Genomic DNA, 24,569 nt, shown 5'->3' with positions numbered 1-24,569 from the left:
GCCGGTGCCCGCTCAGCTAGCCGTCGTCACGGTGACCTACTCCTCCGGTGATCACCTCGCGACATTCCTCCGCAGTCTCGACGCCGTGACCGACGTGATGCCGCAGGTCATCATCGCCGACAACGGCTCCGACGACGGCGCACCAGAGAAGGCCGAGCAGGACTACGAGTCCGTCACGCTGGTCCGCACCGGCGGCAACCTCGGCTACGGGCGTGCGATGAACCGCGGCGTCGCCGAACTCGATCCCGACATCGAGTTCGTGCTCATCGCCAACCCCGACGTCGAGTGGAAGCCCGGCTCGATCGACGAGCTGCTCGCCGCCGCGCAACGCTGGCCGCGTGCGGGGTCGCTCGGACCGTTGATCCGCGAACCCGACGGCACGGTCTACCCGTCGGCGCGTCGTGTCCCGGACCTCGTCTCCGGCACCGGCCACGCCATCCTCGGCACGGTGTGGAAGTCCAACCCGTGGACAGCGGCCTACCGCGCCGACGACGAGGCCCCGTCGGAACGGGCCGTCGGGTGGCTCTCCGGCTCGTGCCTGCTGATGCGTCGCGAGGCCTTCGACGCCGTCGGCGGCTTCGACCCGCGCTACTTCATGTACATGGAGGACGTCGACCTCGGCGACCGACTCGGCAAGGCCGGCTGGCAGAACGTCTACGTGCCCTCCGCCGAGATCGTGCACACCAAGGGACACAGCGCGGGCCGGCACCCGGAGAAGATGCTGCCCGCGCACCACGAGAGCGCCTACCGGTTCCAGGCCGACCGCAACCCCGGCGTCCTACGCGCACCGCTGCGGCTGGCGCTGCGGGCCGGACTGGCCGTGCGCTCCCGTCTCGCGGTACGAGCCGCCCGCCGCGCGCTGTCGGCCCAGGACACCCCGACGAGCGAAACCAACGGATAGGTGCTGAAGTGAGTACCGATCATCACGAAGAAGGGACCGATCAAGTGGATCAGTACACCGTGCGCGACTCGGTGGGGAGTGAAGCCGTCGTGGGATCGGGTCCGGTCGCCGAGGACGTCCAGGCGGTCGTCCTCGTCGGCGGCAAGGGCACCCGGCTGCGCCCGCTCACCCTCTCGGCGCCGAAGCCGATGCTGCCCACTGCGGGCCTGCCCTTCCTCACCCACCTGCTGTCGCGCATCCAGGCGGCCGGTATCCGCGACGTGGTCCTCAGCACCTCGTTCAAGGCCGAGACGTTCAGCGAGTACTACGGTGACGGCTCCAAGCTCGGACTGAGCATGCGCTACGTCACCGAGGAGGAGCCGCTCGGCACCGGCGGCGGTATCCGCAACGTCCTCGACGAGCTGACCGCCAAGACCATCGTCGTCTTCAACGGCGACGTGCTCGGCGGCACCGATGTCCGCGACGTCATCGACACCCACCGCAAGGCTGACGCCGACGTCACCATCCACCTGGTCCGGGTCAGCGATCCGCGCGCATTCGGCTGCGTGCCGACCGACGCCGACGGTCGGGTCACCGCCTTCCTGGAGAAGACCCAGGACCCGCCGACCGACCAGATCAACGCCGGCACCTACGTCTTCGAGCGCGAGATCATCGAATCGATCCCGTACGGCGTGCCCGTCTCGGTGGAGCGTGAGGTGTTCCCGCGTCTGCTCACCGAGGGCAAGCACGTCCACGCGCACGTCGACCACGCCTACTGGCGCGACATGGGCACCCCGGAGGACTTCGTCCGCGGTTCGGCCGACCTGGTCCGCGGCATCGCGCCGTCGCCGGCACTCGGCGACCGTCGCGGTGAGTCGCTGGTCCACGAGGGTGCGGGCGTCGGCCCGGGCGCGCTGCTCATCGGCGGCACCGTGGTCGGCCGCGGAGCCGAGGTCGGCCCCCGCGCACGCCTCGACGGAGCGGTGGTCTTCGACGGCGCGGTCATCGAGGCCGGCGCGGTCGTCGAGCGCTCGATCATCGGTTTCGGCGCCCGGATCGGTCCGCGGGCCCTGATCCGTGACACCGTCGTCGGCGACGGCGCAGACATCGGCGCGCGCTGCGAACTGCTGCGCGGCGCCCGGGTGTGGCCGGGAATCGAGATCCCCGACAACGGAATCCGCTTCTCGACGGACGTGTAGAACCCACAAACCCACCCTTTTCCGGCAAACCCAGCACCCGCACGGGTGGTGGGTTTGCCGGAAAAGGGTGGGTTTGTGTTCGGGTCAGCGCGTCTTGACGGCGGCCAACACGCCGGGCCCGAGCGGGATGACGACCGGCAGGAGGCGCTCGTCGTCGGCGATCAGCAGGGCGGCCTCGCGGGCAGCGGCCGTCGGCGGGTCGGTGCGGGACGGGTCGCCCACGGTGCCGTCGGCGGTCGCGTTGTGCACCACGACGACGCCGCCGTCGCGCAACATGCGCACCGCCTCGGTCACGAACCGCGGCAGGTCCAGCAGCGGCCCGTCGATGAAGACCAGGTCGTACGACGAGTCGGACAGGCGCGGCAGCACATCGGTGGGCGTGCCGTTGATCAGACGCGTCCGGCCGGGGGAGATGTCGGCCCCGGCAAACGATGCCCGCGCCGCGCGGTGATGTTCGGGCTCGGGGTCGATCGTGGTCAGGACACCGTCGGCGGCCATGCCGTTGAGCAACCACAGACCGCTGACGCCGGTGCCGGTCCCGATCTCGGCGACCGCCTTGGCATCTGCGGTGCGGGCCAGGAGCGCCAGCAGCGCACCGACCGCCGGGCTCACGGGCGTGGCGCCCAGTTCCTCGGCGCGGGCACGGGCGGCGATGACGGCATCGTCCTCGACGATCGCCGACTCGGCGTAGGCGATCAGATCGGGGCCGGCGGACGGGGTTGACTCGGTCACGCGTCGAGGTTAACCGTCGCTTGGTCCAACCCGGACATGGCACGCCGACCTGCGCGAATCCGGGTCGCCCCACATCCTCAGGGAACACTCAGCCGACTCATACGGCGACCACACTCCGGTAGGAGAGGGTAAGGGCGTCCGGTTGACGGTAATTCCGCTCCAGGCTGGTGTGAACGCCCGCCGAATGGGGAATACCCGATCGGTGCGACGTTGTTCCACACGGTGAGTGCTCAGGGTCACCGGGCTGTGTTCACGAGAGAGGAACCGACCACCCACCATGACCGATTCCCGCGATTCCATCGACGACGTGCCTGCCGTTCCGGCGGGCACGGCAGGTTTCGACGCCACCGGCGACGAAATGCTGATGCCGTCATGGGACGAACTGGTGCGCGAGCACGCCGACCGCGTCTACCGCCTGGCCTACCGTCTGTCGGGAAATCAGCACGACGCCGAGGATCTCACCCAGGAGACCTTCATCCGGGTGTTCCGTTCGCTGTCGAACTACCGGCCCGGCACCTTCGAGGGCTGGCTGCACCGCATCACCACCAACCTGTTTCTCGACATGGTCCGCCGCCGCAGCAAGATTCGGATGGAGGCGCTGCCGGAGGAGTACGACCGCGTGCCGGCCGACACCCCCGACCCGCAGCAGATCTTCGACGCCACCAATCTCGATCCCGATCTGCAGCGTGCCCTGGATTCGCTGGCGCCCGACTTCCGCGCCGCCGTCGTCCTCTGTGACATCGAGGGCCTGTCCTACGAGGAGATCGCCGCGACGCTGGGCGTCAAGCTCGGCACCGTCCGCAGCCGTATCCATCGCGGCCGGCAGAGCATCCGCGACGCGCTGGCGGCTCAGGGCCACACCAGCAGCCGTTCCGTCGCCATCGGCGCACACAGCTGAGGTGTCGTTCCGGCATCGGTCGATCGTCGGACATCTCACCTCCGCCGACTCCTCGGCGGAGTCCGGGAACCACAAGGCGACGAGCGTCGTTGTCTGACTCGGATAAGCTGAGACGTTGCGTGCACGCCACGTGCGGCGGCACAGTCCGCCGGCGGTGAGTACCGTGGCGAACAGACTCGGCAGGCTGAGATCGGATTGCGGCGGACACGTCGTGGAGAGGGGTGACCGACGATGATGGACGGCGATCGCGGGCGTCCGACCCGGGGCGGCGGTATCGAGCCCCCAACCCCCAATCTCCGTCGCCGGCGGTCCTCCTGGAGTGCGGACTCCTGGACACCGGCCCCGTCGTCCTTCCTCCCCAATCGCGGCTATCGCGCGCCCGGCACCGCCGGCGGACGCCGCTTCGCACCCACCGAACATCTCGCCCCCGAGGCGGTCGCCGCCTTCGTCGACGGCGAGCTCGGCATGTCGGCGCACGCCCGCGCCTCCCACCACCTCGCGCTCTGCCCGGAATGCGTGGCAGCCGTCGACGCACAGTCCCTGGCCCGCACCCGACTCCGCGAGTCCGGTCAGGTGTCGGTGCCCGCATCCCTGCTCGGTGCACTGTCCCAGATCCCGACCCGCGAGATCGATCTCGGCTCGGACGCCCCTACCGACGGCATCCCCGGCGCCCGCGACGCGATGCGTCCGCCCGCTAACCCGCTCACGCGTGACACGGGCCGTGGCCGCAACTTCCGCCGTCGGGGTCGGTGAACGTGGCCGACGGAACCGGATCGCAAGACGAGGACACCTCGACTCCCGGTGGTGACGCCCAGTTCGCCCGCCGCGAAGATCCCCCGAACACCCAGCGCCTGACGCCCGGGCGCGCACGACACTCCCCGGTGTCGCCGTCGACCGCGCAGGTCTTCGGCCGGCCCTCGGGGGTTCGCGGGTCGTTCGCGACCACTCCGAACAATCACTCCGCGCCGCAGCCCCATGTCGCCGATCCGGATCCCGTGCTCGCCGAGGCCTTCGGCCGCCCGCCGGGTTCCGACGAGACCCTCCAGCGCGACCCGCTCGCCTCGTACGGCCAGACCGACGAGGAGCCACGGGCCAACGACCCCTGGCGCGATCCGGAAAGCCCGGCGCGACTCGTCGACCCGGCACTGCAGACCGCGTCGTCGGCCCCGGCCACCGACCCCGGACCCAAGCTCGGTGTGCGAGATGTGTTGCTGGGCAACCGGATCAGCTGGAGCGCGCTTGCGACACTCGCGATCATCGCCCTGCTCATCGCTCTCGTCGGCGGCTTGATGGGGCGCTGGACCGCCGAGGTCGCGGCCCCGCTGACCACCGATTCGGTCGAGCTGTCCACCGACGACTCCGGCAACGGATCGGCACCGCGTTCGTCGATCGCCGAGGTGGCGCGGGCCGTCGAGAAGTCCGTCGTCGCCATCGACGTACGCGCCTCCGGGGCCTACTCGACCGGTTCGGGCTTCGTGATCGACAAGGCCGGGTACATCCTCACCAACAACCACGTGATCGCGATGGCCGCGAACGACAAGGCCGCCAAGCTCGAGGTCATCTTCTTCGACCGTCAGCGGGTCGCCGCCCGCATCGTCGGCCGTGATCCCAAGACCGATCTCGCGGTGCTCAAGGTCGAGAACGTGAAGAATCCCACCGTGTCGGTCCTCGGTAGCTCCGCAGATCTGCAGATCGGCGAGGAGGTCGTCGCCTTCGGATCGCCACTCGGCCTCAACCGGACCGTGACGAGCGGCATCGTCAGCGCCACCAACCGTGCGGTGGCCCTCACTCCCGACGCCGAGTCCGACACCGATGCGGTCATCGACGCGATCCAGACCGACGCCTCCATCAACCCCGGCAACTCCGGTGGCCCCCTGGTCAACGCCGACGCCAAGGTCGTCGGTATCAACACCGCAGGTCGGCTCGGTGCCGGCGGCGGTTCCATCGGCCTCGGCTTCGCCATCCCGATCGACGAGGCCAAGCCCATCGCCGAGGCCCTCATCCGCGACGGCAAGGTCAACCACGCCCAGATCGGCATCAACGCCAGCTCGGTCCGCAACGAGCGGGTCCTGGGCGCGCAGGTGCGCAACGTGGTCTCCGGCGGGCCGGCCGAACGCGCGGGGGTCCGCGAGAACGACGTCATCACCTCGTTCAACGGACGGCCCATCGAGAGCGCCGACGAGTTGAATGTCGCGGTCCGGACCGCGAAGATCGGTGAGGAGATCCCGTTCCAGTACTGGCGGGACGGGCGCACGTTCGACGGCAAGATCACGCCGCAGAGCGACTGACACCGGGACGAGGTAGATGTTCAGCAGTATCGGATGGGGCGAGATCGCGATCCTGATCGTGGCGGCCCTCGTCATCCTCGGACCCGAACGACTCCCCGGCGCGGTGTCGTGGTCGATGCAGTCGTTGCGCAAGGTCCGCGATTACGCGACCGGCGCGACCAACCAGCTCAAGGACGAACTGGGTCCGGAGTTCGAGGACCTGCGCAAACCGCTCGCCGACCTCAACGAGCTCCGGGGCATGACGCCTCGCTCGATCGTCACCAAGCATCTGCTGGACGGCGACGACTCACTGTTCCGTCTCGGAGAAGACGCCACGACCGTCGATCGCAGCACCACGCCGGCACCGCCGATCAAACCGGTGTCGGCGCCGATGTCGCTCGACAAGAACACCGACACACCGTCGGCCGAGCCGTCCTCGGGTGGTGCGCAGGCCGAACGCCGGACCGGTCGTCGTCCCGCCGTCACCGACTGGGACGCGACCTGACCTGACCGCTCAGGAGTGGCGGACGGTGTCGAGTCCGAGGCTCATGCCGGCGAGCCCGCGCTTGCGCACGGCCAGCTTCGCGGCGATCGCCCGCAGGGCCGATCCGGCGGGGGAGTCGGGGGCCGACAGGACCACCGGGACACCCGCATCGCCGCCCTCGCGCAGGGCGGTCTCCAACGGCACCTGACCCAGGAGTTCGACGGGGGCGCCGACCGCACGGGTGAGTCGCTCGGCGACCTTCTCGCCGCCACCCGAACCGAACGGTTCCATGCGGGTGCCGTCGGGCAGTTCGAGCCAGGACATGTTCTCCACGACGCCCAGGATCTTCTGGCGTGTCTGTAGTGCGATCGCACCGGCGCGTTCGGCGACCTCGGCCGCGGCCTGCTGCGGGGTGGTGACCACCAGGATCTCCGCACCCGGGATCAGCTGTGCGATCGAGATCGCGACGTCGCCGGTGCCCGGCGGCAGGTCGAGCAGGAGGACGTCGAGGTCACCCCAGTAGACGTCGGCGAGGAACTGCTGCAGTGCGCGGTGCAGCATCGGCCCGCGCCAGGTGACCGGGGTGTTGCCGTCGGTGAACTGGCCGATGGAGATGAACCGCACGCCGTGGTTCATCGGCGGCATGATCATCCGCTCCACCTGGGTGGGTTTGGCATCGCTTCCCAGCATCCGCGGCACGGAGTGGCCGTAGATGTCGGCGTCGAGAACACCGACGGTGAGTCCGCGCTCGGCCAGTGCGGTCGCGAGATTGACCGTGACACTGGACTTTCCGACGCCGCCCTTACCGGAGGCGACGGCGTAGACGCGGGTCAGGGACCCGGGCTGGGCGAAGGGGATGACCGGTTCGGCCTTGTCTCCGCGTAGCTTCTTGCGCAGTTCGGTGCGCTGCTCGTCGTCCATGACGTCGAGTTCGACGCGCACCGCGCCGACACCGGCGACATCGGCGACGGATTTCTCCACGCGCTGGGTGATCTCGGTGCGCAGAGGGCATCCCGACGTCGTCAGGTAGATCCCGACATCGACGCTCGCGTCGTCGTTGATCGTGACCGACTTGACCATCCCGATATCGGTGATGGGCTTGCCGATCTCCGGATCCTTCACCTTGCCCAGAGCGGCGCGAACTGCCGATTCCGTGGGCGCAACTCCTGTAGTCATCTGCTCCAGCGTACCGGCGTCACCGGCAGACCCCGGTGGTGGTCCCGGGGACGGTTGCGGGGGGCCGGATCAGCGGACGGGCACCGGAGTCGTCGCGGGTCCGGGCACCCCGACGCGGGGGTTCGGCTGGGGCGCCTTCTTGGTGATCGGTGCCTGCTTCTTGGTCGGCGGCGGAGCCTGTCCGGGCAGGGTGATCGTCGGCAGGCAGACGATGAAGCAGTTCTGCGGCGGGGGTGCCGGCTTGCGTACCGAGGGCGACGACGAGGACGGTCCCGACGGCGGCGTCGACGAGGACGAGGAAGAACTGGACTTGCTCTTGCTCTTGGAGCTCGATGCCTTGCGCTTGGCCTCGGGGATCGGGTTCGTCGGCATCACGCCGGTGGCGTAGGCGCCCGCCCAGCCGAGCACGTTCGCCACGTACTCCATCGAGCGGTTGTACCGCAGGACCGCGGCGACGCGGGTGCCCTCACCCATGATGTCGCTGACCCCGGCGCACAGGTAGCGGCCCGCCGAGTAGGTCGCGTCGAAGATGTTGTTGGGGTCGGCCTTGCCGTCGCCGTTGGCGTCGGAGCCCCACGACGCCCAGGTGCTGGGGATGAACTGCATCGGCCCCATGGCGCGGTCGTGTTCGGGGTCGCCGTCGATGCGGCCGCCGTCGGTGTCCTTGATGACGGCGTTGCCGGCCAGCGATCCGTCGAGTACGGGGCCGGCGATCGGGTTGATCGTGGTGCCGTACTGATCGACCGAGCCGTTGCTCGCGTGGTTGGACTCGATCCGACCGATGCCGGCGAGGAGGAACCAGGGCAGCTTGCACTGCGGGCTCTCGGCGCCGACCCGGTTGGCCGCGAGTTTGTAGGCCTGCAGGACCACGCCGGGGATGCCCAGCGGGCCGGACGGGAGATCGTTCGCGAGCCGGAACTGGGGCGCGGGCAGTGCGGCGGCCGGCTTCTCCGGCGGCGGTGCGAAACCGAGGAGGGTGACCGGCGAACCCGGCACCACGTCGGCGACGACGACCGGGGCCTCGGGTTGTTCCGGTGTCGCGGCGGCGAGCACGCCGTGCGCGCTCGACGACGCGGTGCCCAGGACCATGGTGCCGACGAGGGCGCCACCGACGACGATGGTCGCGGCTCGGCGGGGAAACTGCAGGGGACGCTGCGGCCCACGACGGCGCCGCACCAGGTTGAGCGGGCTCACCGACGACCACCGTCGTGTGCTGTGCGCCCGTTCGCCGGGCGCCCCGTCTCCGTGTGTACCCGGCGGTTCACCGCCGATCCCCGCGGATGGCTCGCCATCCGATTCTTCGTTCCCGCCTGCACGATCACATGTACTCCGTTGTCAAAACACCACACGTCTGCCCCCGAGGACGCAGTGATTGCCCGCTCTGGCCGCACGGCCTGGAGCCGAGAGCGAATGCGCCCGACCGGCTCTGGCGCCGTGTGACCGACACCCTGTTCCGGCCGAACTGTGACCCACCATACATATCGGGTCTGATGACCCAATGGCGAACTCCGCATTTGCTCGTCGTCACTCACTTCGTCGCTGCGATGCGAAAAGTTACGGCGGCAAACTCATGGGAGAGAAGTTACTGGAGTGACATAACGGAGCGATGACGAGCGTCTATCGGACCAGATCGGGGGGACGATTCGTCACTGGGATCGGTCGTCGGCGTCCGCTTCGTCCGCGCTCTCCGCGTCGCGAGCGGCGAGCCTTTCGGTCAGCTCGTCGAGCAGGTCGTCGAGTTCCTTGCGCAGGTAGTCGCGCGTGACCGTGTCGCCGACGGCCAGGCGGACGGCGGCCAGCTCGCGGGCGAGGAACTCGGTGTCGGCCTTGGTCTGCGCCGACCGCATCCGATCCTCCTCAAGCGCCACCCGGTCGCGGTTCTCCTGACGGTTCTGGGCGAGCAGGATCAGCGGAGCCGCGTACGCCGCCTGCGTGGAGAACGCCAGATTCAGCAGGATGAACGGGTACGGGTCCCACCGGATCGTCACCGCGACCAGGTTCAGCGCGATCCACACGATCACGACCACCGTCTGGATGGCCAGGTACCGGCCGGTCCCGAGGAATCGCGCGACACGTTCGCTGTACATCCCGACCACGTCGGAGTCGAGATTGAACGAGATGGTGCGCCGCGTGCTCGGGGTGTCGAGTTTGCGTCCGCCCTGTTCGCTCATCGGATCCTCACCTGCGCGCCGGCGCCGGACGGCCGGTCGATGTCCTCGGGTTCGGTCTCACGCCAGTCGCGCGGCAGGATCTCGTCGAGGAGGTCATCGACGCTGACGGCGCCGAGCAGGTGGCCGGCCTCGTCGACCACCGGGCCGCAGACGAGGTTGTAGGTCGCGAAGTAGCGGGTCATCGTCTCCAGGGAGTCCTCGGGGTGCAGCTGGGCGAGGTCGGTGTCCAGGATGCCGCCGACGAGGTGGGCGGGCGGCTCACGCAGCAGCGCCTGCAGATGGACGCAGCCGAGGTACTTGCCGGTCGGCGTCGACGTCGGAGGGCGCACGACGAAGACGATGCTCGCCGCGGCCGGGGTGAGGTCGGGGTTGCGGACGCGGGCGAGCGCCTCGGCGATCGTGGTCGACGGGCTGACGATGATCGGCTCGGAGGTCATCACACCACCGGCGGTGTCGGGGGAGTGCAACAGGAGTCGGCGGACCGGTTCGGATTCCTCTGGGTCCATCTCCTCGAGCAGGGCCTCGGCCTCGGTGTCGGGCAGCTCGCCGAGGAGGTCCGCGGCGTCGTCGGGGTCCATCTCCTCGAGGATCGTGACCGCCCGGTCACGGCCGAGCGCGGTCAGCATCGCCTTCTGGTCGTCGGGCGGCAACTCCTGGAGGACGTCGGCGAGCCGTTCGTCGTCGAGCGCGGCCGCGATCTCGCCGCGTCGCTTCGGCGGCAGCTCGCGCAGGGCGTTGGCCACGTCGGCCGGACGCATCCCCTCGAACTGCATCAGCGCCTGGGCGACGCCCTGTCCCGGCAGATCGAGCGAGGACTGCGTGATCCCCTGGACGCTGGACCATTCCACGACGTGGGTCTCGTGACGCCGACGCAGCCCACGACGGCCCGCACGAACGGCCACCCGCGACACGACCCAGTCCCGGGTACGGGTGCGCTCGATACCGAGATCGACCACGGTCACGTCGGCGTCGGCGAGTTCGGGCAGATCGGGATCGGTGACACGGACCCGCGTGTCGAGGATCTGACCGATCGCCAGGGCCTCGCCGGGACGCAGGTGCAGCTTCCGGAGGCTCACCGTTCCGGTGTTGAGGGTCACCGCCCGTGGCTCGATACCGGTCACGCGCAGCATCGGGACGAAAATCCTTCGGCGGGTGGTCAATTCGACGGCGAGGCCGAGCGCGCGCGGCTGCTGACCCGACAATCGGATCGAGATCACCACGTCACGGACCCGCCCGATGGATTCACCATCGGGACCAAGGACGGCCAACCCGACTAATCTGGCCACGAACACCTTGCTCACCGACGACATGGGAGTAAGGGTAGTGCCAACGGTTCGGCGAACGTCGTCGGCGAGTATGGATCAGCCGCGACGTCCGTCGATCCACTTCCACGAGGGAGGTCCCGAAAATGACGAATCCCATGCGCCCGAGCCGGGAGACACCGGGCCTGCCGACCCCGCCCAAGGGCTGGCCGATCGGCTCCTACAGCACCTACGCCGAGGCCCAGCGTGCGGTGGACTACCTGTCCGACGAGAACTTCACGGTTCAGGACGTCACGATCGTGGGCGTCGACCTCATGCAGGTCGAGCGTGTCATCGGGCGCCTGACGTGGGGCAAGGTAATCGGTGGCGGTCTGGTGTCCGGCGCTTGGCTCGGGTTCTTCTTCGGGTGTCTCGTCGCCCTCGTCTTCACCGGCTCGCCGCTCGGGCCGATCATCGCCGGCATCGTGGGCGGCATGGTCTTCGGTGTGATCTCGGCGACGATTCCGTACGCCGCCACCCGCGGACAGCGCGATTTCGCGTCGACGATGCAACTCGTCGCCGGACGCTACGACGTCCTCTGCGACCCGAAAAGCGCAGAGAAAGCGCGCGACATGCTCGCCCGCCTGACGATGTGAGACTCCTGTCCTAGAGGACACGGGGCGATCACGATCGACACGGGAGTGGCACGCCCATGCCGGATGTGTTGCATGTCACGAATCGCGACGTATAGCGTTGCACCTCGGACGCTCACGGCGGAGCACCTCGGGTGTTCGCCGCGTACGACATCGAGGAGGCTGCGTGCGGAGCAGGGTCAGCACTGATGATGGAACGGGCCGCACTGGCCGATCGGGGGGTTCCCGACGATCGGAGGGCGGCCCGCCCGGCTCTCGAACCACAAGTCGCGTAAGGCGAAAGGTCCTTGCGGCGGCAGTCGCCGCGGCCGCGGCGCTTCCCGTGTTGTCGGCGTGTGGCTCGGGATATGAAGCGGGCGTACTGAATTTCTATCCGCCGGCCGACGGTGCCGACACCTTCGCCGCGATCGGCGACAAGTGTTCGGCCGACTCCAACGGTGCCTACAAGGTCGTCACGACGCCGCTGCCCAAGGGCGCCGACGATCAGCGACTGCAGCTGGCCCGTCGCCTCGCGGGCAACGACTCCGGGCTCGACCTCATGGGCATGGACGTGGTGTGGACCGCGGAGTTCGCCGACGCCGGCTGGATGGTCCCGGTGCCGGACGCGATGGCCGCGGAGGTCTCCGCGCGCTCGCTCGGCGGCCCCCTCGACACCGCGGTGTGGAAGACGGATGAGGATGAGCGCGAACGCCTCTACGCGATCCCGTTCTCCACCAACACCCAGTTGCTCTGGTACCGCAAGGACGTCCTCGAGGACAAGGTCGACCGACGACGCCCCGCCTCGACGTGGGACGGGATGCTCGAGGACGCACTGGTCAGCGGCCGCAACGGCGGACCGACCTACATCATGGTGCAGGGCAGGCAATATGAGGGCCTGATGGTCTGGTTCAACTCGGTGCTCGTCAGCGCCGGCGGGCAGGTCGTCGACCCCGACAATCCCGACCAGGTCACCCTCAACGACACCCCGGAACATCGCGCCGCCACGGTCCGCGCACTCCGCACGCTCAAGGCGGTGGCCACCGCACCGGGCGCCGACCCGTCGCTGACCAATTCCGACGAGGGGGCGGCCCGACTCGGCATGGAGAGCGGCAAGGCCCTTTATGAGGTCAACTGGCCCTTCGTGTTCCCCGGCATGCGCGAGAACGCGGTCGCCGGCGCGGTTCCGTTCCTCGACCTGACGCAGTACGCGAACCTGTACGCCGACAGCGCGAATCCGCCGTCCGACCGGGATGTGGTCCCGCTCAACCGCGAGATGCAGAAGGTCTTCGACTTCGCGCCGTACCCGGGCTTCGAGGGCTTGCCGACCAAGACGACCCTCGGCGGTATCAACATCGCCGTCGCGAGCACCTCCGAGCAGCAGGAACTGGCCTGGCAGGCCGCCGAGTGCATCACCAGCGAGGCCTCGCAGAAGAACTTCTCCCTCAACGCGGGCCCGCCTCCGGTGATCGAATCGATCTATGACGACGCCGATTTCCGCCTCGCCTACCCGATGGCCGAGGAGATCAAGCGCCAGCTCCAGCCCGAGCACGCCGCGGTGCGGCCGAAGTCGCCTGAGTACCAGGCGATCTCGACCCTGCTGCAGGCGAAGCTGAGTCCGGTCGGGGCGTGGGATCCGGAGACACTGGTGGACGAACTCGCCGAGGCCGTCCAGAAGGCAATCGACGGGGAAGGGTTGGTTCCGTGACCGACGACAACACACCCGGGCGCAGGCCGAACGAGGACGAGTCCACGTTCCGCGCCGGCCGTCACGCGCTGCCCGACGATGCACCGGCCCAGACCGGTCCGATCCCGATCGTGGGCGACAACCCGCCGGTCCACTCGGACGAACTGTGGAAGGCCCCTCCGGGAGGACGCCACGAGGCATCTTCCGGTTCGAACCCGTCGGCGTCGTCGCCGGTGAACCCGGTGGGATCGAGTCTCGGATCCGTCGGTGTCGCACCGTCATCGGGGGCTGCCACCGCCGTCGCCGAACGACCCCGCACCGAGTCCGCGACGAAACCCCGCAAGCGCAGTGAGGGCAAGACCGCCGAGCGGCGGCTCGCCTTCTGGCTCGTCGCGCCCGCTGCACTGATGATGCTGCTGGTGACCGGTTATCCGATCATCTACGCGGTCTGGCTCTCGCTGAACAAGATGAGCCTGTCGGCGCCCGGCGAACGCGAGTTCGTCTGGTTCTCGAACTACGCGACGGTGCTGACCGACAACTACTGGTGGACGGCATTCGGTGTCACCGTGGGGATCACGGTCGTGTCGGTGCTCATCGAACTCGTCCTGGGCATGGCCATCGCACTGGTGATGCACCGCACCATCTTCGGACGCGGCACGATTCGCACGGTGGTCCTGATCCCCTACGGCATCGTGACCGTCGCGGCGGCGTTCTCCTGGTACTACGCGTGGACCCCGGGCACCGGCTACCTGGCGAACCTGCTGCCCGACGGCAGTGCGCCGCTCACCGAGCAGTGGCCGTCGCTGGCGATCATCATCCTCGCCGAGGTCTGGAAGACCACGCCGTTCATGGCGCTGCTGCTGCTGGCGGGTCTGGCCCTGGTGCCCGACGACCTGCTGAAGGCCGCACAGGTCGACGGCGCGGGAGCGTGGACGCGCCTGTGGCGCATCATCCTTCCGCTGATGAAGCCCGCCATCCTCGTCGCGCTGCTGTTCCGTACGCTCGACGCGTTCCGCGTGTTCGACAACATCTACGTGCTCACCAGCGGGTCCAACAACACCTACTCGGTGTCGATGCTGGGCTACGACAACCTGTTCGGCGCATTCAATCTGGGCGTCGGATCGGCGATCTCGATCCTGATCTTCGTCTGCGTGGCGATCATCGCGTTCGTGTTCATCAAGGGGTTCGGCACCGCCGCACCGGGTTCCGACGACGAGGGGAGGTAATCCGGTGAATTCGAGCGGAAAATCCAAGGCGTGGTGGTCGATCGCCAACATCCTGGTGATCCTGTACGCACTCATCCCGCTGCTGTGGATCATCAGCCTGTCGTTCAAGCCGGCGTCGAGCGTGACCGACGGGAAGTTCATCCCGACCGAGTTCACTCTCGACAACTATAAGTCGATCTTCGAGACCAGTGCCTTCACCTCGGCGCTGATCAACTCGATCGGCGTCGGTCTGATCACGACCCTCATCGCGGTGCTCCTGGGCACCATGGCCGCCTACGCCGTTGCCCGACTGGAGTTCCCGGGCAAGAAGGTCCTCATCGGCGCGGCACTGCTGATCGCGATGTTCCCGCAGATCTCGCTGGTGACACCGCTGTTCAACATCGAGCGTCGGCTGGGTCTCTTCGACACCTGGCCGGGCCTGATCCTGCCGTACATCACCTTCGCGCTGCCGCTGGCGATCTACACGCTGTCGGCCTTCTTCCGGGAGATCCCCTGGGAGCTGGAGAAGGCGGCGAAGATGGACGGCGCCACCCCGTGGCAGGCGTTCCGCAAGGTGATCGCGCCGCTGGCCGCGCCGGGTGTGGTGACCGCCGCGATCCTGGTGTTCATCTTCGCCTGGAACGACCTGCTCCTCGCGCTGTCGCTGACCTCGACCGAACGAGCGATCACCGCCCCGGTGGCCATCGCCAACTTCACCGGCAGCTCGCAGTTCGAGGAACCGACCGGGTCGATCTCGGCCGCCGCGGTCGTCATCACCATCCCCATCATCATCTTCGTGCTGTTCTTCCAACGTCGAATCGTGGCCGGTCTGACTTCCGGCGCCGTGAAGGGATAACCCATGGCAGACATCGTTCTGGACAAGGTCACCAAGCAGTACCCGGACGGCTCCACCGCGGTCCACGGGGTCGACATCGAGATCGGCGACGGCGAGTTCGTGATCCTCGTCGGACCGTCGGGATGCGGAAAGTCGACGACGCTCAACATGATCGCGGGACTCGAGGACATCTCCTCGGGCGAGCTGCGGATCGGCGGGGAACGCGTCAACGAGCGTGCCCCCAAGGACCGCGACATCGCCATGGTGTTCCAGAGCTATGCGCTCTATCCGCACATGACGGTGCGTGACAACATCGCCTTCCCGCTGACGCTGCAGAAGCTGCCGAAGGATCAGATCGCCGCCAAGGTCGACGAGGCCGCGCGCATCCTCGATCTCGGGCAGTACCTGGACCGCAAGCCGGCCAACCTGTCCGGCGGTCAGCGTCAGCGTGTGGCGATGGGCCGCGCGATCGTGCGCTCGCCCAAGGCATTCCTCATGGACGAGCCGTTGTCGAACCTCGACGCCAAGCTGCGTGTGCAGATGCGCACCGAGATCGCCCAGCTGCAGCAGCGACTCGGGACCACCACCGTCTACGTGACACACGACCAGACCGAGGCGATGACCCTCGGCGACCGTGTCGTCGTGCTGCGTGGCGGACACGTCCAGCAGATCGGTTCGCCCCAGGAGCTGTACAACAACCCGACCAATGTGTTCGTAGCCGGGTTCATCGGGTCGCCTGCGATGAACTTCCTGTCCGGTCGCCTGGGCACGGACGGCATCGAGACCGCGATCGGCACCATCGCCCTCGACGACCATCGCGCCGTGGTCTCGCGCGCCGGTGACGTCGGCAGCAGCGGTGAGGTTCTCATCGGCATCCGCCCCGAGCACCTCGAGGACGCCTCACTCGTCGACGACACCACACGTCGCCAGGGTGCGACGTTCACCGCGAACATCGACGTCCTGGAGTCGATGGGCTCGGACATCTACGCCTACTTCGGTGTCGGCAACGGGTCGAACCGGGCGTCGAGCGATGCGCTCGCCGAACTGTCCGCCGACTCCGGCACCGATCTCGGCGGCAATCAGCTCATCGCCCGCCTGTCGCCGGACTCGAAGGTCACCCGCGGTTCGACCGCCGAGCTGTTCTACGACGCCTCGAAGGTGGCGGTCTTCGACCAGAGCTCGGGAGAGTCGCTGCGCCGCCGCTGATGCGGGTCCGCGTCACGTCGCTGCGCGACCACTACCGCCGTTTACGGTCGGAGTGGTCGCGCAGTTCGTCGAAGACCTTCTCGTCCCACACGTGCCTGCGCACCAGGCGATAGCGTTCGCATGCCACCCACATGTAGAGCTCGGCGTCGCTGGTCAGGTCGTCGCGGATGCCCGCCCGGCGGGCCATGCGGACGACGGGCAGGAACTCCTCGCCGAACCAGCGTCGGGCGACCTCGGTACGGCTCAGGAACTCGCCGAGCTCCTGGGAGAGCCGAAAACCCCACGCCTCCACGTTCTCCGCGAGTTCGGCGTAGTCGAAGGCGTCGGTCAGTTTGATCGCCTCGGCCTGTGCGCCCTCGAGCGGGACCCGCGACAGGAACAGCCGCCGGTGGTCCTTGAGGATCAGATCCGACGGTGCGTTGATGCCCTCCGGTGAGATGCGCGTGTGGATCTCGGTCACGTAGGCGTCGATCGTGGTCAGATTGCGTGCGATGGCGATCGACACGCGGTGGTGGCCGTCGATGACGAAATGCATCGATCCGACCCGGTAGAGCTGCACCGGCGGCACCGACTCGCCCCGGCGCTGGGCGGCGGCGATACGCTGCCACCGTTCTCGCATGTGCGACGAGGTGGGGCGGAAGTACCGGTCGAAATCCTTGGTGCGGTCGACGCTTCCGACGATCGAGGACACCTCGACGACCTGGAGTCCGAGCACGGTCTTGCCCGTGGCGCCGAGTGCCGCGACGACCTCGTCGAAGGGCAGGACGGTGTTGACGTCCGCCGGCTGCCGCATGAACCACTGTGCGAGACGGGCACGTTCGGCCCGGCGTCGTAACCGGGCGAAGTCGTATTCGGCGTCGGCCTCGGGGAATCCGGTGTCACGCGCCATGCCTGCGCCTCACGATCTCCACCTTCCGCGTCGCGGGATCGATGTCGAACTGGCAGAAGCCCACGACGTTCATCGACGTCGTCGTCTCGCCGATCGGTAGGTCCCGTGGGCGACTGCCGTAGGGATGAACGTGCCCGTGGACGAGCAGTGTCGGGCGCAGTGCGCGCACGAGGGGGTGATAGCAGTCGAAACCCTGATGTGGGGTGTCGTCGCCGTCGCCGACGCCGCGCGCGGGACTGTGGGTGAGGAGGATGTCGGTGCCGCCCGAGTTCGCCTGCGTGGGTTTCGACAGGACGTTCCCGCAGCGCAGCCGCATCGCCCGCAGACGTTGCTGGATGTCGGTGTACTGGTTGGTCCCGCCGTTGTAGCAGCGGCTTCCGCCGAGTCCGCTGATGCGCAGTCCGGCGACCGTCACGGTGCGGCCGTCGGCGTTGATGCCGCCGCACGGACCCGGGTCCTCGGTGGGGATGCCCGCGCGGGTCCAACCGGTACGCCCGCGCCGGTAACCCCGGAGTTCCCGGTCGTGGTTGCCGGGGACGTAGACGCACGGGGCATCGCACAGCGTCGACAGGATCTCGAGATAGTCGAACGGGAGGTCGCCGGCGCCGAGGATGAGGTCGGGACGCCCCTCGATACCGACGCCGTAGGTGAGAGAGTCCACCACCTCGTCGGCGACCGCCAGAACCCGGACCATTGTTCCAGGCTAGACGAGGGCTCAAATCGGTCGCAGACTTCTCGGTAGCCTGTCGGACGTGACTGAATCGGTGACCGACCTCGTCGGGAAACATCTCCGGGATCGGCTGGGCGCCGAACCACAGCGGGCGTCGGTGACGTTCCTCGGCGTCGAACCGATCGACGTACTGCGATTCGTGCTCGACGACGCCGCTCCCGGTGAACTGGTCTACGTGACGTCGGGATGCGCACGCCATCCGATGTCGGATCCGACCGATCTCCACGCCGACCCGGTGAAGGGGCCACGCGCCGAACTCGTCGTTCGAATGCGCGCGGGTTCCCCGCTCCCGGGGCTGCACAAGCGCATGGCGACGCTGGCGGCCGCGCCGGCGGTCGAGGGATTGATCCTCGACGCCGATGCGCTCGTCGATCTGGGCGAACCGCTGTGGGACGGCGCAACCTGCACGGCGGTGCTGCTGTCCGCCGACGAACTCGGCGAGGTCGAGCTGCCCGATCCGATGGATCCCGTCCGTCTGCTCCGGGCGGTGCCGATCACCGCCAACGAGGCGGCCTGGGTGCGGCTCAAGGGCGCAGACGCTCTCCGGGACGCGTGGCGGGAGGCCGGTATCGACGTCACGGAGCCGAATCGCGCGTCGGCCACGCCCGGCTGAGGTTTCACCACAGTGAGAAACGGGAACGATGCACTGGTGACGCTGACATCCGCATCGCCCGCAACGCCGCGGGCCACCACCGCCGCCTCCGGGATCGCCACGGTCGGCGAGGTCTATCTGCCCCAGCAGGACACCGAACTGCTCATCGACATGGTGCGTTCCCTGGGCGTGGACGGCAAGAACGTCCTCGATCTGTGTACAGGTAGCGGTGCGATCGCGATCGCCGCCGCGCGCCGGGGCGCAGCCGAGGTCACCGCCGTCGACGCATCCGCCGACGCAGTGGCCTACGCGCGCCGGGCCTCGCTGACTGCCGGGGTGTCCGTCACCGTCCAGCACGGCGACCTGACCCGCCACGTGGGGCAGTACGACGTCGTGACCTGCAACCCGCCCTACGTGCCGACGCCCCCGGTCGACGATCCCCGGTACCACCCGGCGGGACCGTCGCACGCCTGGGATGCCGGCCTCGACGGTCGGGCGGTGTTGGACCTCCTGTGTGAGCACGTCCCGACGCTGCTGCGGCCCGGCGGAGCGTTCCTGCTGGTGCATTCCGAGTTCGCCGACGAGGAGGCGTCGCTGCGTGCTCTCCGTACCGGCGGTCTGCACGCCGAGGTCGTCTCGGAGCGGTTCATCCCGTTCGGCCCTGTCATGACCGCGCGGGCCGAGTGGCTCGAGGAACGCGGGCTGCTCGAACGCGGATGCCGCGTCGAACGACTGGTCGGCATCGCGGCCGTCGCACCGGGCGGCGAGAAGGTCGACGGGAAGCCGGCACCGGGTCACACTGCTGACACGGAACAGTCATGACCTCGGAGGACGTCACCGTGGCGCGAACCGAGAACGGCGCGGGCGCCGAGCGCACCGCGGTGCGGGTGGTACGTGGGGGACCGGTGCTCGTCGAGGGCCCGGTCGACATCGAACTACCGGATGGCTGCCGTGTGCAGTCCGACCGGTTCATGGTGGCCATCTGTGCGTGCGGGCGCAGCAAGAACTACCCGCTGTGCGACACAAGTCACCGCAAGCGTCGTCGGCGCTCGACCGACTAGTCCGTTCTTCCAGATTCCGTTCTTCTAGATTCCGGGGAAGGCGCTCTCGCCGCGTTCCCAGGCACCCATCACGTGTGCCTCGAGTGCGTCCTCGACGAACAAGAAGGCACGGATTCCGAAGATGACATCGGCCTCGGCACTCGGGTCCTGCCGGACGAGGTCGCCGACCACGTCTGTGCGCAGGATCTGCTCGTGGACCGCGTCGGCCTCGACGTGCTCACGGTAGAAGTGCCGGCATGCTTCGGGTGCGTCGAGCCGTTCGAGTCCGGCGAGCAGCCGCTGGGAACCGGGCGACGAGGTGATCTCGGTCGCCGCGAGGTGCCCGACGGCTGCACCGCGGTAGCGGCGGTGCAGGCCGAAGAGCGACATCAGGTTCACCGGGGTCAGGGCTGCGGCGGGAACGGTGTCGAGGTAGCCGAGATAGTCGGCGGACAGGTCCGCCGAACGGAGCAGGTCGGCGAAGAGCTCCTGGTGCACGGCCCGTCCGCGACCGCCGCCGAACTCGTCGAATTCGACTGCGACGAAAGAGGCCTTGGCCTGCCCGCGGAGTCGCGGGATCGCCCAGGCGTGTGGATCTGCCTCCTTGAGGTGATACAGCGACCGGAGTGCGAACATCTGGCGGTACTGCTCCCAGGTCCCGTTGTCGCGGAGGAAGTAGGACGCGCCGTCGCCGTCGAGATTCTCGATGCAGAGTTCGTCCATCTCGGCCTGCACCGACTCGTCCTCGGCAGCGGTGGGTACGTCGCGGTGGAGGGCCTCCAGGAAGCGCCGCTCGAGACCGGCGCGCAGTGACAGGAGCGCCGGCGACCACTCCCAGGTGGCGTCGGCGTCGGCGAACCCCACATAGTGCATCTCGTAGCAGAGGTACAGCGCCAGCTGTAGGTCGTCGCCGTACGGGTCGGCGTCATGTAGGGCAACCGGCACCTCGACGGTTGTCGTGACGTCGGGATCGCTGCGCAGGAGGTCGATCACCGCTCGGGACAGCGGACCGCGGGCGCGGGGCAGCGTCGGGACACGAAAGACCCCATCCGTCGTCGGATCGGTTGCAATCGCCTCAGCTGACACCAGCACTCCTCACGTTCGTTGTCCACAGTGGACGCGAATCGGTCCTCGATTGCCCGCGGAGCGCAGGACTCAAACCTGGATGTCCATCGCCGCCCTCCCAGGATAGGCCCGCCTCATCCGGCCTTGAGCTCGTCGAGCAGGTCTTTGTCCAGCGATGCCCGAACCAGGGCGGCGGCGAGCACCTCGGGCCTGCCGTCGGCGAGATCTGCGAGACGGCCGGGGTCGTCGGGCAGCCCGAGGTCCTTCGCGGCGGCGAGGGCCCGTTTGTCGAAATGCGGTGCGACCCAGTCCCACACCGACTGCACCTCGCGCAGGAAGATGTCGGCGCCCACCGGGCCGATGCCGGTGAACTCCTGCAAGAGCTCGGCGGTCGCATCCGGGTCGGAATCGGCCTTCGCAGCGAGTTCACGGAGATCCCCGTGGTAGTCGTCGACGACCTTCCGGCCCGCCTCCTTGAGTCGGGTGGCAGTGCTCTCGTCGTAGCGCTTGTAGTGCCCGCGTCCCAGTGCGTCGACGAGGTTCTGCCACGACGCCTGCGCCATCTTCTCGGGCGTGCGATGCCCGGCGGCGAACAGCTCGCGAGCTGCGGCGACCGCGATGTCGGCGGAGATCCGCGTGCTCAGCAGGAGCGACAGGACCAGGAGTTCGAAGAGCGGCGACGGGGTGTTCTTCAGGGTGATCCCCGCGTCGTCGGCGTAGGTCCGTCCGGCACGCTCCATCAGGGCCTCGACAGTGGCATCGGTGTCGGTGGTGCTCATGCCCGATCGACTACCCGGTGCGGTCACCGGACAATCGCGCTCCCGGCGGGTCCGTTCGCGTCCGGTCGCCGACAGTTGCGCACCGTCGTCACTCGAAGGGGTTGAGTGTGCGACCCAGGACGGGCTTTCCCGCGGTGGTGCGTCGACGATCGTTCGTGGTCATCGCCGATCTCCCACGTGGCGGTCGAGGAAGTCGATCTGATGCTCGATGATGGTGTCGAAGTACGGATCGAGATACGGCTCGAAGTGGGCGCAGTCGTAGGTGTGGACTTCCCCCTTCGGTATGCGACGCGCGATGGCCTGGGCCTTGTCGATGGGTGTGACGTCGTCCTTCGTGGCGAGCTGTACGAGCACCGGGACATCGATGTCGGCTGCGTGGCGTCCGGGGGAGTAGAAGGGCACCCGCAACGCGATTCGGGCGGCCACGTCGTTCTCGGCGAGGAGTTCCTCGCGCATGTCTCCCATGCGTTCGACCTGCTCGTAGGCGCCGGGCGAGGTCATCATGGCGATCTCGCCGGGTCGCGCGACGGCGGCCATGCGGTAGGGCGGCCGCCCCGTCCACGCCCGCAACTGGTCACGTACTCCGGCGAGGATCAGGCGGCTCACCAGTGCCGGGGACTGGGAGAACGCCGACGCGGGCCCGCTCACGTGCGGCACCTGGACGATCGCGGCGGCCAGGTCGCGGTCGTGGGCGGCAAGTCTCAGGACGTGGCCGCCGGCGAAGGACGTCCCCCACGCCACCACTCGACGCGTGTCGACGCCGTCGAGACCCCGGACGTAGGCGATCGCGGCATCCCAGTCGGCGTGCTGCTTGGCGATGTCGAGGACACGACGCGGTGAGCCCTCACTCGCACCCCAGTGGCGGTAGTCGAAGACGAGTGCGGCATAGCCGGCCTGGGCGAACCGTGCCGCGTAGGCGTCGAGCCGCAGTTCCCGGAATGCCGCGAAGCCGTGGGCGAGGACGACGATCGGAGGGTTCTCGGCGCCCTCCGGACGGTAGAGCCAGGCGGCGCACCGGGCGTCGCCCGACCGGAACGTGACATCGGACCGGACGTAACTGAACTGACGTGACATGGGTAGAACCTTCGCCGGGGTATCTTGAACGGTGTTCAACACGGTAACAGTGTCTTGAACGGCATTCAAGAGAATCTGTGGAGGTGACTTCTTCAGTGGCGCGGAACAAGCGGCCGCAAGCCGCCGACGAGAAGCGTGAGGAGATCGTCGTCGCCGCGCGGAGGCTGTTCATCGAGGGCGGGTACGAGGCGACGTCGATGAACCGGTTGGCCAAGGAAGCCGGTGTCGCGGCCAACACCATCTACTGGTACTTCGACGACAAGGACGATGTGCTCGTCGCGGTTCTGTCGGCCGTGATGGCCGATGTGTGGCCCATGTATCAGGCGGTGTCGGGTGAGCCGATCGCCGCTCGGGTGCTGTGGATCGTGCAGCGGTTGACGGAGATGCGCGGTCTGGTGACGACGGTGCATGCCCGCGTGCCGCACTCACCGGCGGTGGCGGAATGGCACAACAACTTCCACCTGCTCACCGGCAGTCTGTTCCGTGCCGAACTGGAGACGGCGGGAGTCCCGCCGGAGACCGTCGACGCCGAGGTGATGATCGCGGTGTTCACCGTCGAGGGATTGCTGATGCACGCGCGGGACGAGAGCGAGCAACGTTCGGTGTGCGAGACGCTGGCCTCTCGATGGCCGACGACCACCGGTTAGGTAACGGCACTCACCGGCCGCCCCCGGTACCCGCGGCGCTCGTCGTCAGAGCCAGTGGCTGCGGCGGAATACCACGAACAGGGCGACGCAGGTCGCGACCAGCACACCGAGAACGAGGGGATAGCCCCACGGTTGGTGTAGTTCGGGCATGTGGTCGAAGTTCATCCCGTAGATACCGGCGACCATCGTCGGCACCGCGGCGATCGCGACCCACGCCGAGATCTTGCGCATGTCGGTGGTCTGCTGGATGCCGACCTTCGCGGCGCCGGCCTGCAGCATCGAGTTCAGCAGCTCGTCGTACTCCAGGACCCGTTCGATGACGGTCGTGAGGTGATCGGCGACGTCGCGCAGGTGTCGTCGGACCTCTTTGGGCACCAACGGGTTACCGCTCGCGGTGAGGGTCTGGAGCGGCGTCGAGAGCGGGGTGACCGCGCGCCGTAGTTCGAGCACCTCGCGTCGAAGCAGATAAACCGGGTCGATGTCGAGCCAGCGGTTCTGCCGGCTGAACACCGACTCCTCGATGGCGGCGACGTCGACGTCCATACGGTCGGTCACCGCGAGATAGCTGTCGACGACCTTGTCGGCCACGGCGTGCAGGACGGCAGTCGGGCCGAGGGCGAGTCGTTCGGGACGGCTCTCGAGATTCCGTCGCATGCCCGACAATTCGGTGTGTTCACCGTGACGCACCGTGATCACGAAGTCGGGTCCGGCGAACACCATGATCTCGCCGGTCTCCACCACCTCGCTGGCCATCGCCATCGACTCGTGTTCGACGTACTGCACGGTTCTCAGCACGAGGAACTGCGTGTCGTCGTACACCTCGAGCTTCGGCCGCTGGTGTGCGTGCACGGCATCCTCGACGACGAGTTCGTGAAGGCCGAACGTCGTGCCCACATCGGTCATCTGGGAATCGTCGGGGGAGTGCAGGCCGACCCAGACGAAACCCTCGCCGGATTCGCGGACCTGAGCCAGCGCGTCGCGGTAGGAGATGTCACCCGGCTGACGGTGGCCGTTGATGTAGACCGCGCAGTCGACGACGGCGCGCGATACCCGCGCCGGCTTCTCGGAGGCGGGCGCCGGGTGGTGTTCTCCGCGCGGCGGGAGGCCGCGCGGACCGGAACGGGGGATCGTCGCCACGCCTGC

Annotated in this window: 26 protein-coding genes; 15 read left to right on the top strand and 11 right to left on the bottom strand. The window is 68.2% G+C overall.

Going from position 1 to position 24,569, the window contains the following annotated elements:
* The first annotated feature begins 4 nt into the window (after nucleotides 1-4).
* Nucleotides 5-901, top strand: coding sequence for a glycosyltransferase family 2 protein (locus GONAM_RS05905; protein ID WP_006865862.1), 897 nt, complete (start codon nucleotides 5-7; stop codon nucleotides 899-901).
* A 44-nt stretch (nucleotides 902-945) separates the two neighbouring features.
* On the top strand, nucleotides 946-2,079 hold the full coding sequence (gene manB / locus GONAM_RS05900) for a mannose-1-phosphate guanylyltransferase (RefSeq protein WP_006865861.1): 1,134 nt from the start codon (nucleotides 946-948) through the stop codon (nucleotides 2,077-2,079).
* An 84-nt stretch (nucleotides 2,080-2,163) separates the two neighbouring features.
* Here the strand turns inward: manB and GONAM_RS05895 are convergent, their stop codons facing one another.
* Nucleotides 2,164-2,811: an O-methyltransferase gene (locus GONAM_RS05895; RefSeq protein WP_006360466.1), complete on the bottom strand. Its 648-nt coding sequence runs from the start codon at nucleotides 2,809-2,811 to the stop codon at nucleotides 2,164-2,166.
* 277 nt (nucleotides 2,812-3,088) lie between these two features.
* On the opposite strand from GONAM_RS05895, the gene sigE reads away from it, so the two are divergent.
* The 4 genes from sigE (at nucleotide 3,089) to tatB (ending at nucleotide 6,481) form a co-directional block, all read left to right on the top strand.
* A complete protein-coding gene (gene sigE / locus GONAM_RS05890) occupies nucleotides 3,089-3,709 on the top strand; it encodes an RNA polymerase sigma factor SigE (protein ID WP_006865860.1) in 621 nt (206 codons plus the stop codon).
* A gap of 231 nt (nucleotides 3,710-3,940) precedes the next feature.
* The gene (locus GONAM_RS05885) at nucleotides 3,941-4,462 is read left to right on the top strand and encodes a hypothetical protein (protein ID WP_006865859.1); all 522 of its coding nucleotides are present in this window, start codon (nucleotides 3,941-3,943) and stop codon (nucleotides 4,460-4,462) included.
* Nucleotides 4,459-5,997: a S1C family serine protease gene (locus tag GONAM_RS05880; protein WP_040535545.1), complete on the top strand. Its 1,539-nt coding sequence runs from the start codon at nucleotides 4,459-4,461 to the stop codon at nucleotides 5,995-5,997. Before GONAM_RS05885 ends, GONAM_RS05880 begins: the two co-directional genes overlap by 4 nt.
* A 16-nt stretch (nucleotides 5,998-6,013) precedes the next feature.
* Nucleotides 6,014-6,481, top strand: a complete 468-nt coding sequence (tatB, locus tag GONAM_RS05875; protein WP_006865857.1) for a Sec-independent protein translocase protein TatB — start codon at nucleotides 6,014-6,016, stop codon at nucleotides 6,479-6,481.
* Between the two features lie 9 nt (nucleotides 6,482-6,490).
* Here the strand turns inward: tatB and GONAM_RS05870 are convergent, their stop codons facing one another.
* The 4 genes from GONAM_RS05870 to GONAM_RS05855 all read right to left on the bottom strand — a co-directional run bounded on the left by GONAM_RS05870 (nucleotide 6,491) and on the right by GONAM_RS05855 (nucleotide 11,117).
* Entirely contained in the window at nucleotides 6,491-7,636 is a 1,146-nt protein-coding gene (locus GONAM_RS05870) for an Mrp/NBP35 family ATP-binding protein (RefSeq protein ID WP_040535543.1), read from the bottom strand.
* A 69-nt stretch (nucleotides 7,637-7,705) separates the two neighbouring features.
* A complete protein-coding gene (locus tag GONAM_RS05865) occupies nucleotides 7,706-8,830 on the bottom strand; it encodes a lytic transglycosylase domain-containing protein (RefSeq protein WP_006865855.1) in 1,125 nt (374 codons plus the stop codon).
* Nucleotides 8,831-9,282: 452 nt separating this feature from the next.
* On the bottom strand, nucleotides 9,283-9,807 hold the full coding sequence (locus GONAM_RS05860; protein WP_006865854.1) for a DUF1003 domain-containing protein: 525 nt from the start codon (nucleotides 9,805-9,807) through the stop codon (nucleotides 9,283-9,285).
* Nucleotides 9,804-11,117 (bottom strand): magnesium transporter MgtE N-terminal domain-containing protein, encoded by a 1,314-nt coding sequence (locus tag GONAM_RS05855; protein WP_040535540.1) that lies wholly within the window; start codon nucleotides 11,115-11,117, stop codon nucleotides 9,804-9,806. The genes GONAM_RS05860 and GONAM_RS05855 overlap by 4 nt, the downstream gene beginning before the upstream one ends.
* 98 nt (nucleotides 11,118-11,215) lie before the next feature.
* On the opposite strand from GONAM_RS05855, the gene GONAM_RS05850 reads away from it, so the two are divergent.
* The 5 genes from GONAM_RS05850 to GONAM_RS05830 all read left to right on the top strand — a co-directional run bounded on the left by GONAM_RS05850 (nucleotide 11,216) and on the right by GONAM_RS05830 (nucleotide 16,610).
* On the top strand, nucleotides 11,216-11,704 hold the full coding sequence (locus GONAM_RS05850; protein WP_006865852.1) for a YflT domain-containing protein: 489 nt from the start codon (nucleotides 11,216-11,218) through the stop codon (nucleotides 11,702-11,704).
* Between the two features lie 319 nt (nucleotides 11,705-12,023).
* Nucleotides 12,024-13,385 carry an extracellular solute-binding protein gene (locus GONAM_RS05845; RefSeq protein ID WP_006865851.1) on the top strand — a complete coding sequence of 454 codons (1,362 nt, stop codon included), beginning with the start codon at nucleotides 12,024-12,026 and terminating at the stop codon, nucleotides 13,383-13,385.
* A complete protein-coding gene (locus GONAM_RS05840) occupies nucleotides 13,382-14,590 on the top strand; it encodes a carbohydrate ABC transporter permease (RefSeq protein WP_006865850.1) in 1,209 nt (402 codons plus the stop codon). The genes GONAM_RS05845 and GONAM_RS05840 overlap by 4 nt, the downstream gene beginning before the upstream one ends.
* A 4-nt stretch (nucleotides 14,591-14,594) precedes the next feature.
* A complete protein-coding gene (locus tag GONAM_RS05835) occupies nucleotides 14,595-15,425 on the top strand; it encodes a carbohydrate ABC transporter permease (protein WP_006865849.1) in 831 nt (276 codons plus the stop codon).
* A gap of 3 nt (nucleotides 15,426-15,428) precedes the next feature.
* Entirely contained in the window at nucleotides 15,429-16,610 is a 1,182-nt protein-coding gene (locus GONAM_RS05830; protein WP_006865848.1) for an ABC transporter ATP-binding protein, read from the top strand.
* A gap of 31 nt (nucleotides 16,611-16,641) precedes the next feature.
* On the opposite strand, the gene GONAM_RS05825 is transcribed toward GONAM_RS05830, so the two are convergent.
* Together GONAM_RS05825 and GONAM_RS05820 are read right to left on the bottom strand one after the other, a co-directional pair.
* The gene (locus GONAM_RS05825) at nucleotides 16,642-17,499 is read right to left on the bottom strand and encodes a chromosome partitioning protein ParB (protein WP_006865847.1); all 858 of its coding nucleotides are present in this window, start codon (nucleotides 17,497-17,499) and stop codon (nucleotides 16,642-16,644) included.
* Complete coding sequence (locus GONAM_RS05820; protein ID WP_006865846.1) at nucleotides 17,489-18,193, bottom strand: metallophosphoesterase family protein; 705 nt, start codon at nucleotides 18,191-18,193, stop codon at nucleotides 17,489-17,491. Before GONAM_RS05820 ends, GONAM_RS05825 begins: the two co-directional genes overlap by 11 nt.
* Nucleotides 18,194-18,251: 58 nt before the next feature.
* Here GONAM_RS05820 and GONAM_RS05815 point away from each other — a divergent pair, with 58 nt between their 5' ends.
* Genes GONAM_RS05815 through GONAM_RS05805 form a run of 3 tightly spaced genes read left to right on the top strand, consistent with a single transcriptional unit; the run spans nucleotide 18,252 to nucleotide 19,882 of the window.
* On the top strand, nucleotides 18,252-18,842 hold the full coding sequence (locus GONAM_RS05815; protein ID WP_006865845.1) for a suppressor of fused domain protein: 591 nt from the start codon (nucleotides 18,252-18,254) through the stop codon (nucleotides 18,840-18,842).
* A 36-nt stretch (nucleotides 18,843-18,878) separates the two neighbouring features.
* The gene (locus tag GONAM_RS05810) at nucleotides 18,879-19,643 is read left to right on the top strand and encodes a HemK2/MTQ2 family protein methyltransferase (RefSeq protein ID WP_040535537.1); all 765 of its coding nucleotides are present in this window, start codon (nucleotides 18,879-18,881) and stop codon (nucleotides 19,641-19,643) included.
* Complete coding sequence (locus GONAM_RS05805; RefSeq protein ID WP_006865843.1) at nucleotides 19,640-19,882, top strand: CDGSH iron-sulfur domain-containing protein; 243 nt, start codon at nucleotides 19,640-19,642, stop codon at nucleotides 19,880-19,882. Before GONAM_RS05810 ends, GONAM_RS05805 begins: the two co-directional genes overlap by 4 nt.
* A 24-nt stretch (nucleotides 19,883-19,906) precedes the next feature.
* Here the strand turns inward: GONAM_RS05805 and GONAM_RS05800 are convergent, their stop codons facing one another.
* From GONAM_RS05800 to GONAM_RS05790, 3 genes are all read right to left on the bottom strand, one after another.
* Entirely contained in the window at nucleotides 19,907-20,953 is a 1,047-nt protein-coding gene (locus tag GONAM_RS05800) for an iron-containing redox enzyme family protein (protein WP_006865842.1), read from the bottom strand.
* Nucleotides 20,954-21,060: 107 nt separating this feature from the next.
* Nucleotides 21,061-21,705, bottom strand: a complete 645-nt coding sequence (locus GONAM_RS05795; RefSeq protein WP_006865841.1) for an HhH-GDP family DNA glycosylase — start codon at nucleotides 21,703-21,705, stop codon at nucleotides 21,061-21,063.
* A gap of 159 nt (nucleotides 21,706-21,864) precedes the next feature.
* Nucleotides 21,865-22,779: an alpha/beta hydrolase gene (locus GONAM_RS05790; RefSeq protein WP_006865840.1), complete on the bottom strand. Its 915-nt coding sequence runs from the start codon at nucleotides 22,777-22,779 to the stop codon at nucleotides 21,865-21,867.
* 95 nt (nucleotides 22,780-22,874) lie between these two features.
* Here GONAM_RS05790 and GONAM_RS05785 point away from each other — a divergent pair, with 95 nt between their 5' ends.
* Nucleotides 22,875-23,426, top strand: a complete 552-nt coding sequence (locus tag GONAM_RS05785) for a TetR/AcrR family transcriptional regulator (RefSeq protein WP_040535534.1) — start codon at nucleotides 22,875-22,877, stop codon at nucleotides 23,424-23,426.
* A 45-nt stretch (nucleotides 23,427-23,471) separates the two neighbouring features.
* On the opposite strand, the gene GONAM_RS05780 is transcribed toward GONAM_RS05785, so the two are convergent.
* The gene (locus GONAM_RS05780) at nucleotides 23,472-24,563 is read right to left on the bottom strand and encodes a magnesium and cobalt transport protein CorA (protein ID WP_006865838.1); all 1,092 of its coding nucleotides are present in this window, start codon (nucleotides 24,561-24,563) and stop codon (nucleotides 23,472-23,474) included.
* Nucleotides 24,564-24,569 lie beyond the last annotated feature (6 nt).

Origin of the sequence: Gordonia namibiensis NBRC 108229 (genome assembly GCF_000298235.1) — a bacterium.
GTDB lineage: Bacteria > Actinomycetota > Actinomycetes > Mycobacteriales > Mycobacteriaceae > Gordonia > Gordonia namibiensis.
Note: the sequence above shows the minus strand (reverse complement) of the source record. Positions and strands in the feature narration are given on the sequence as shown.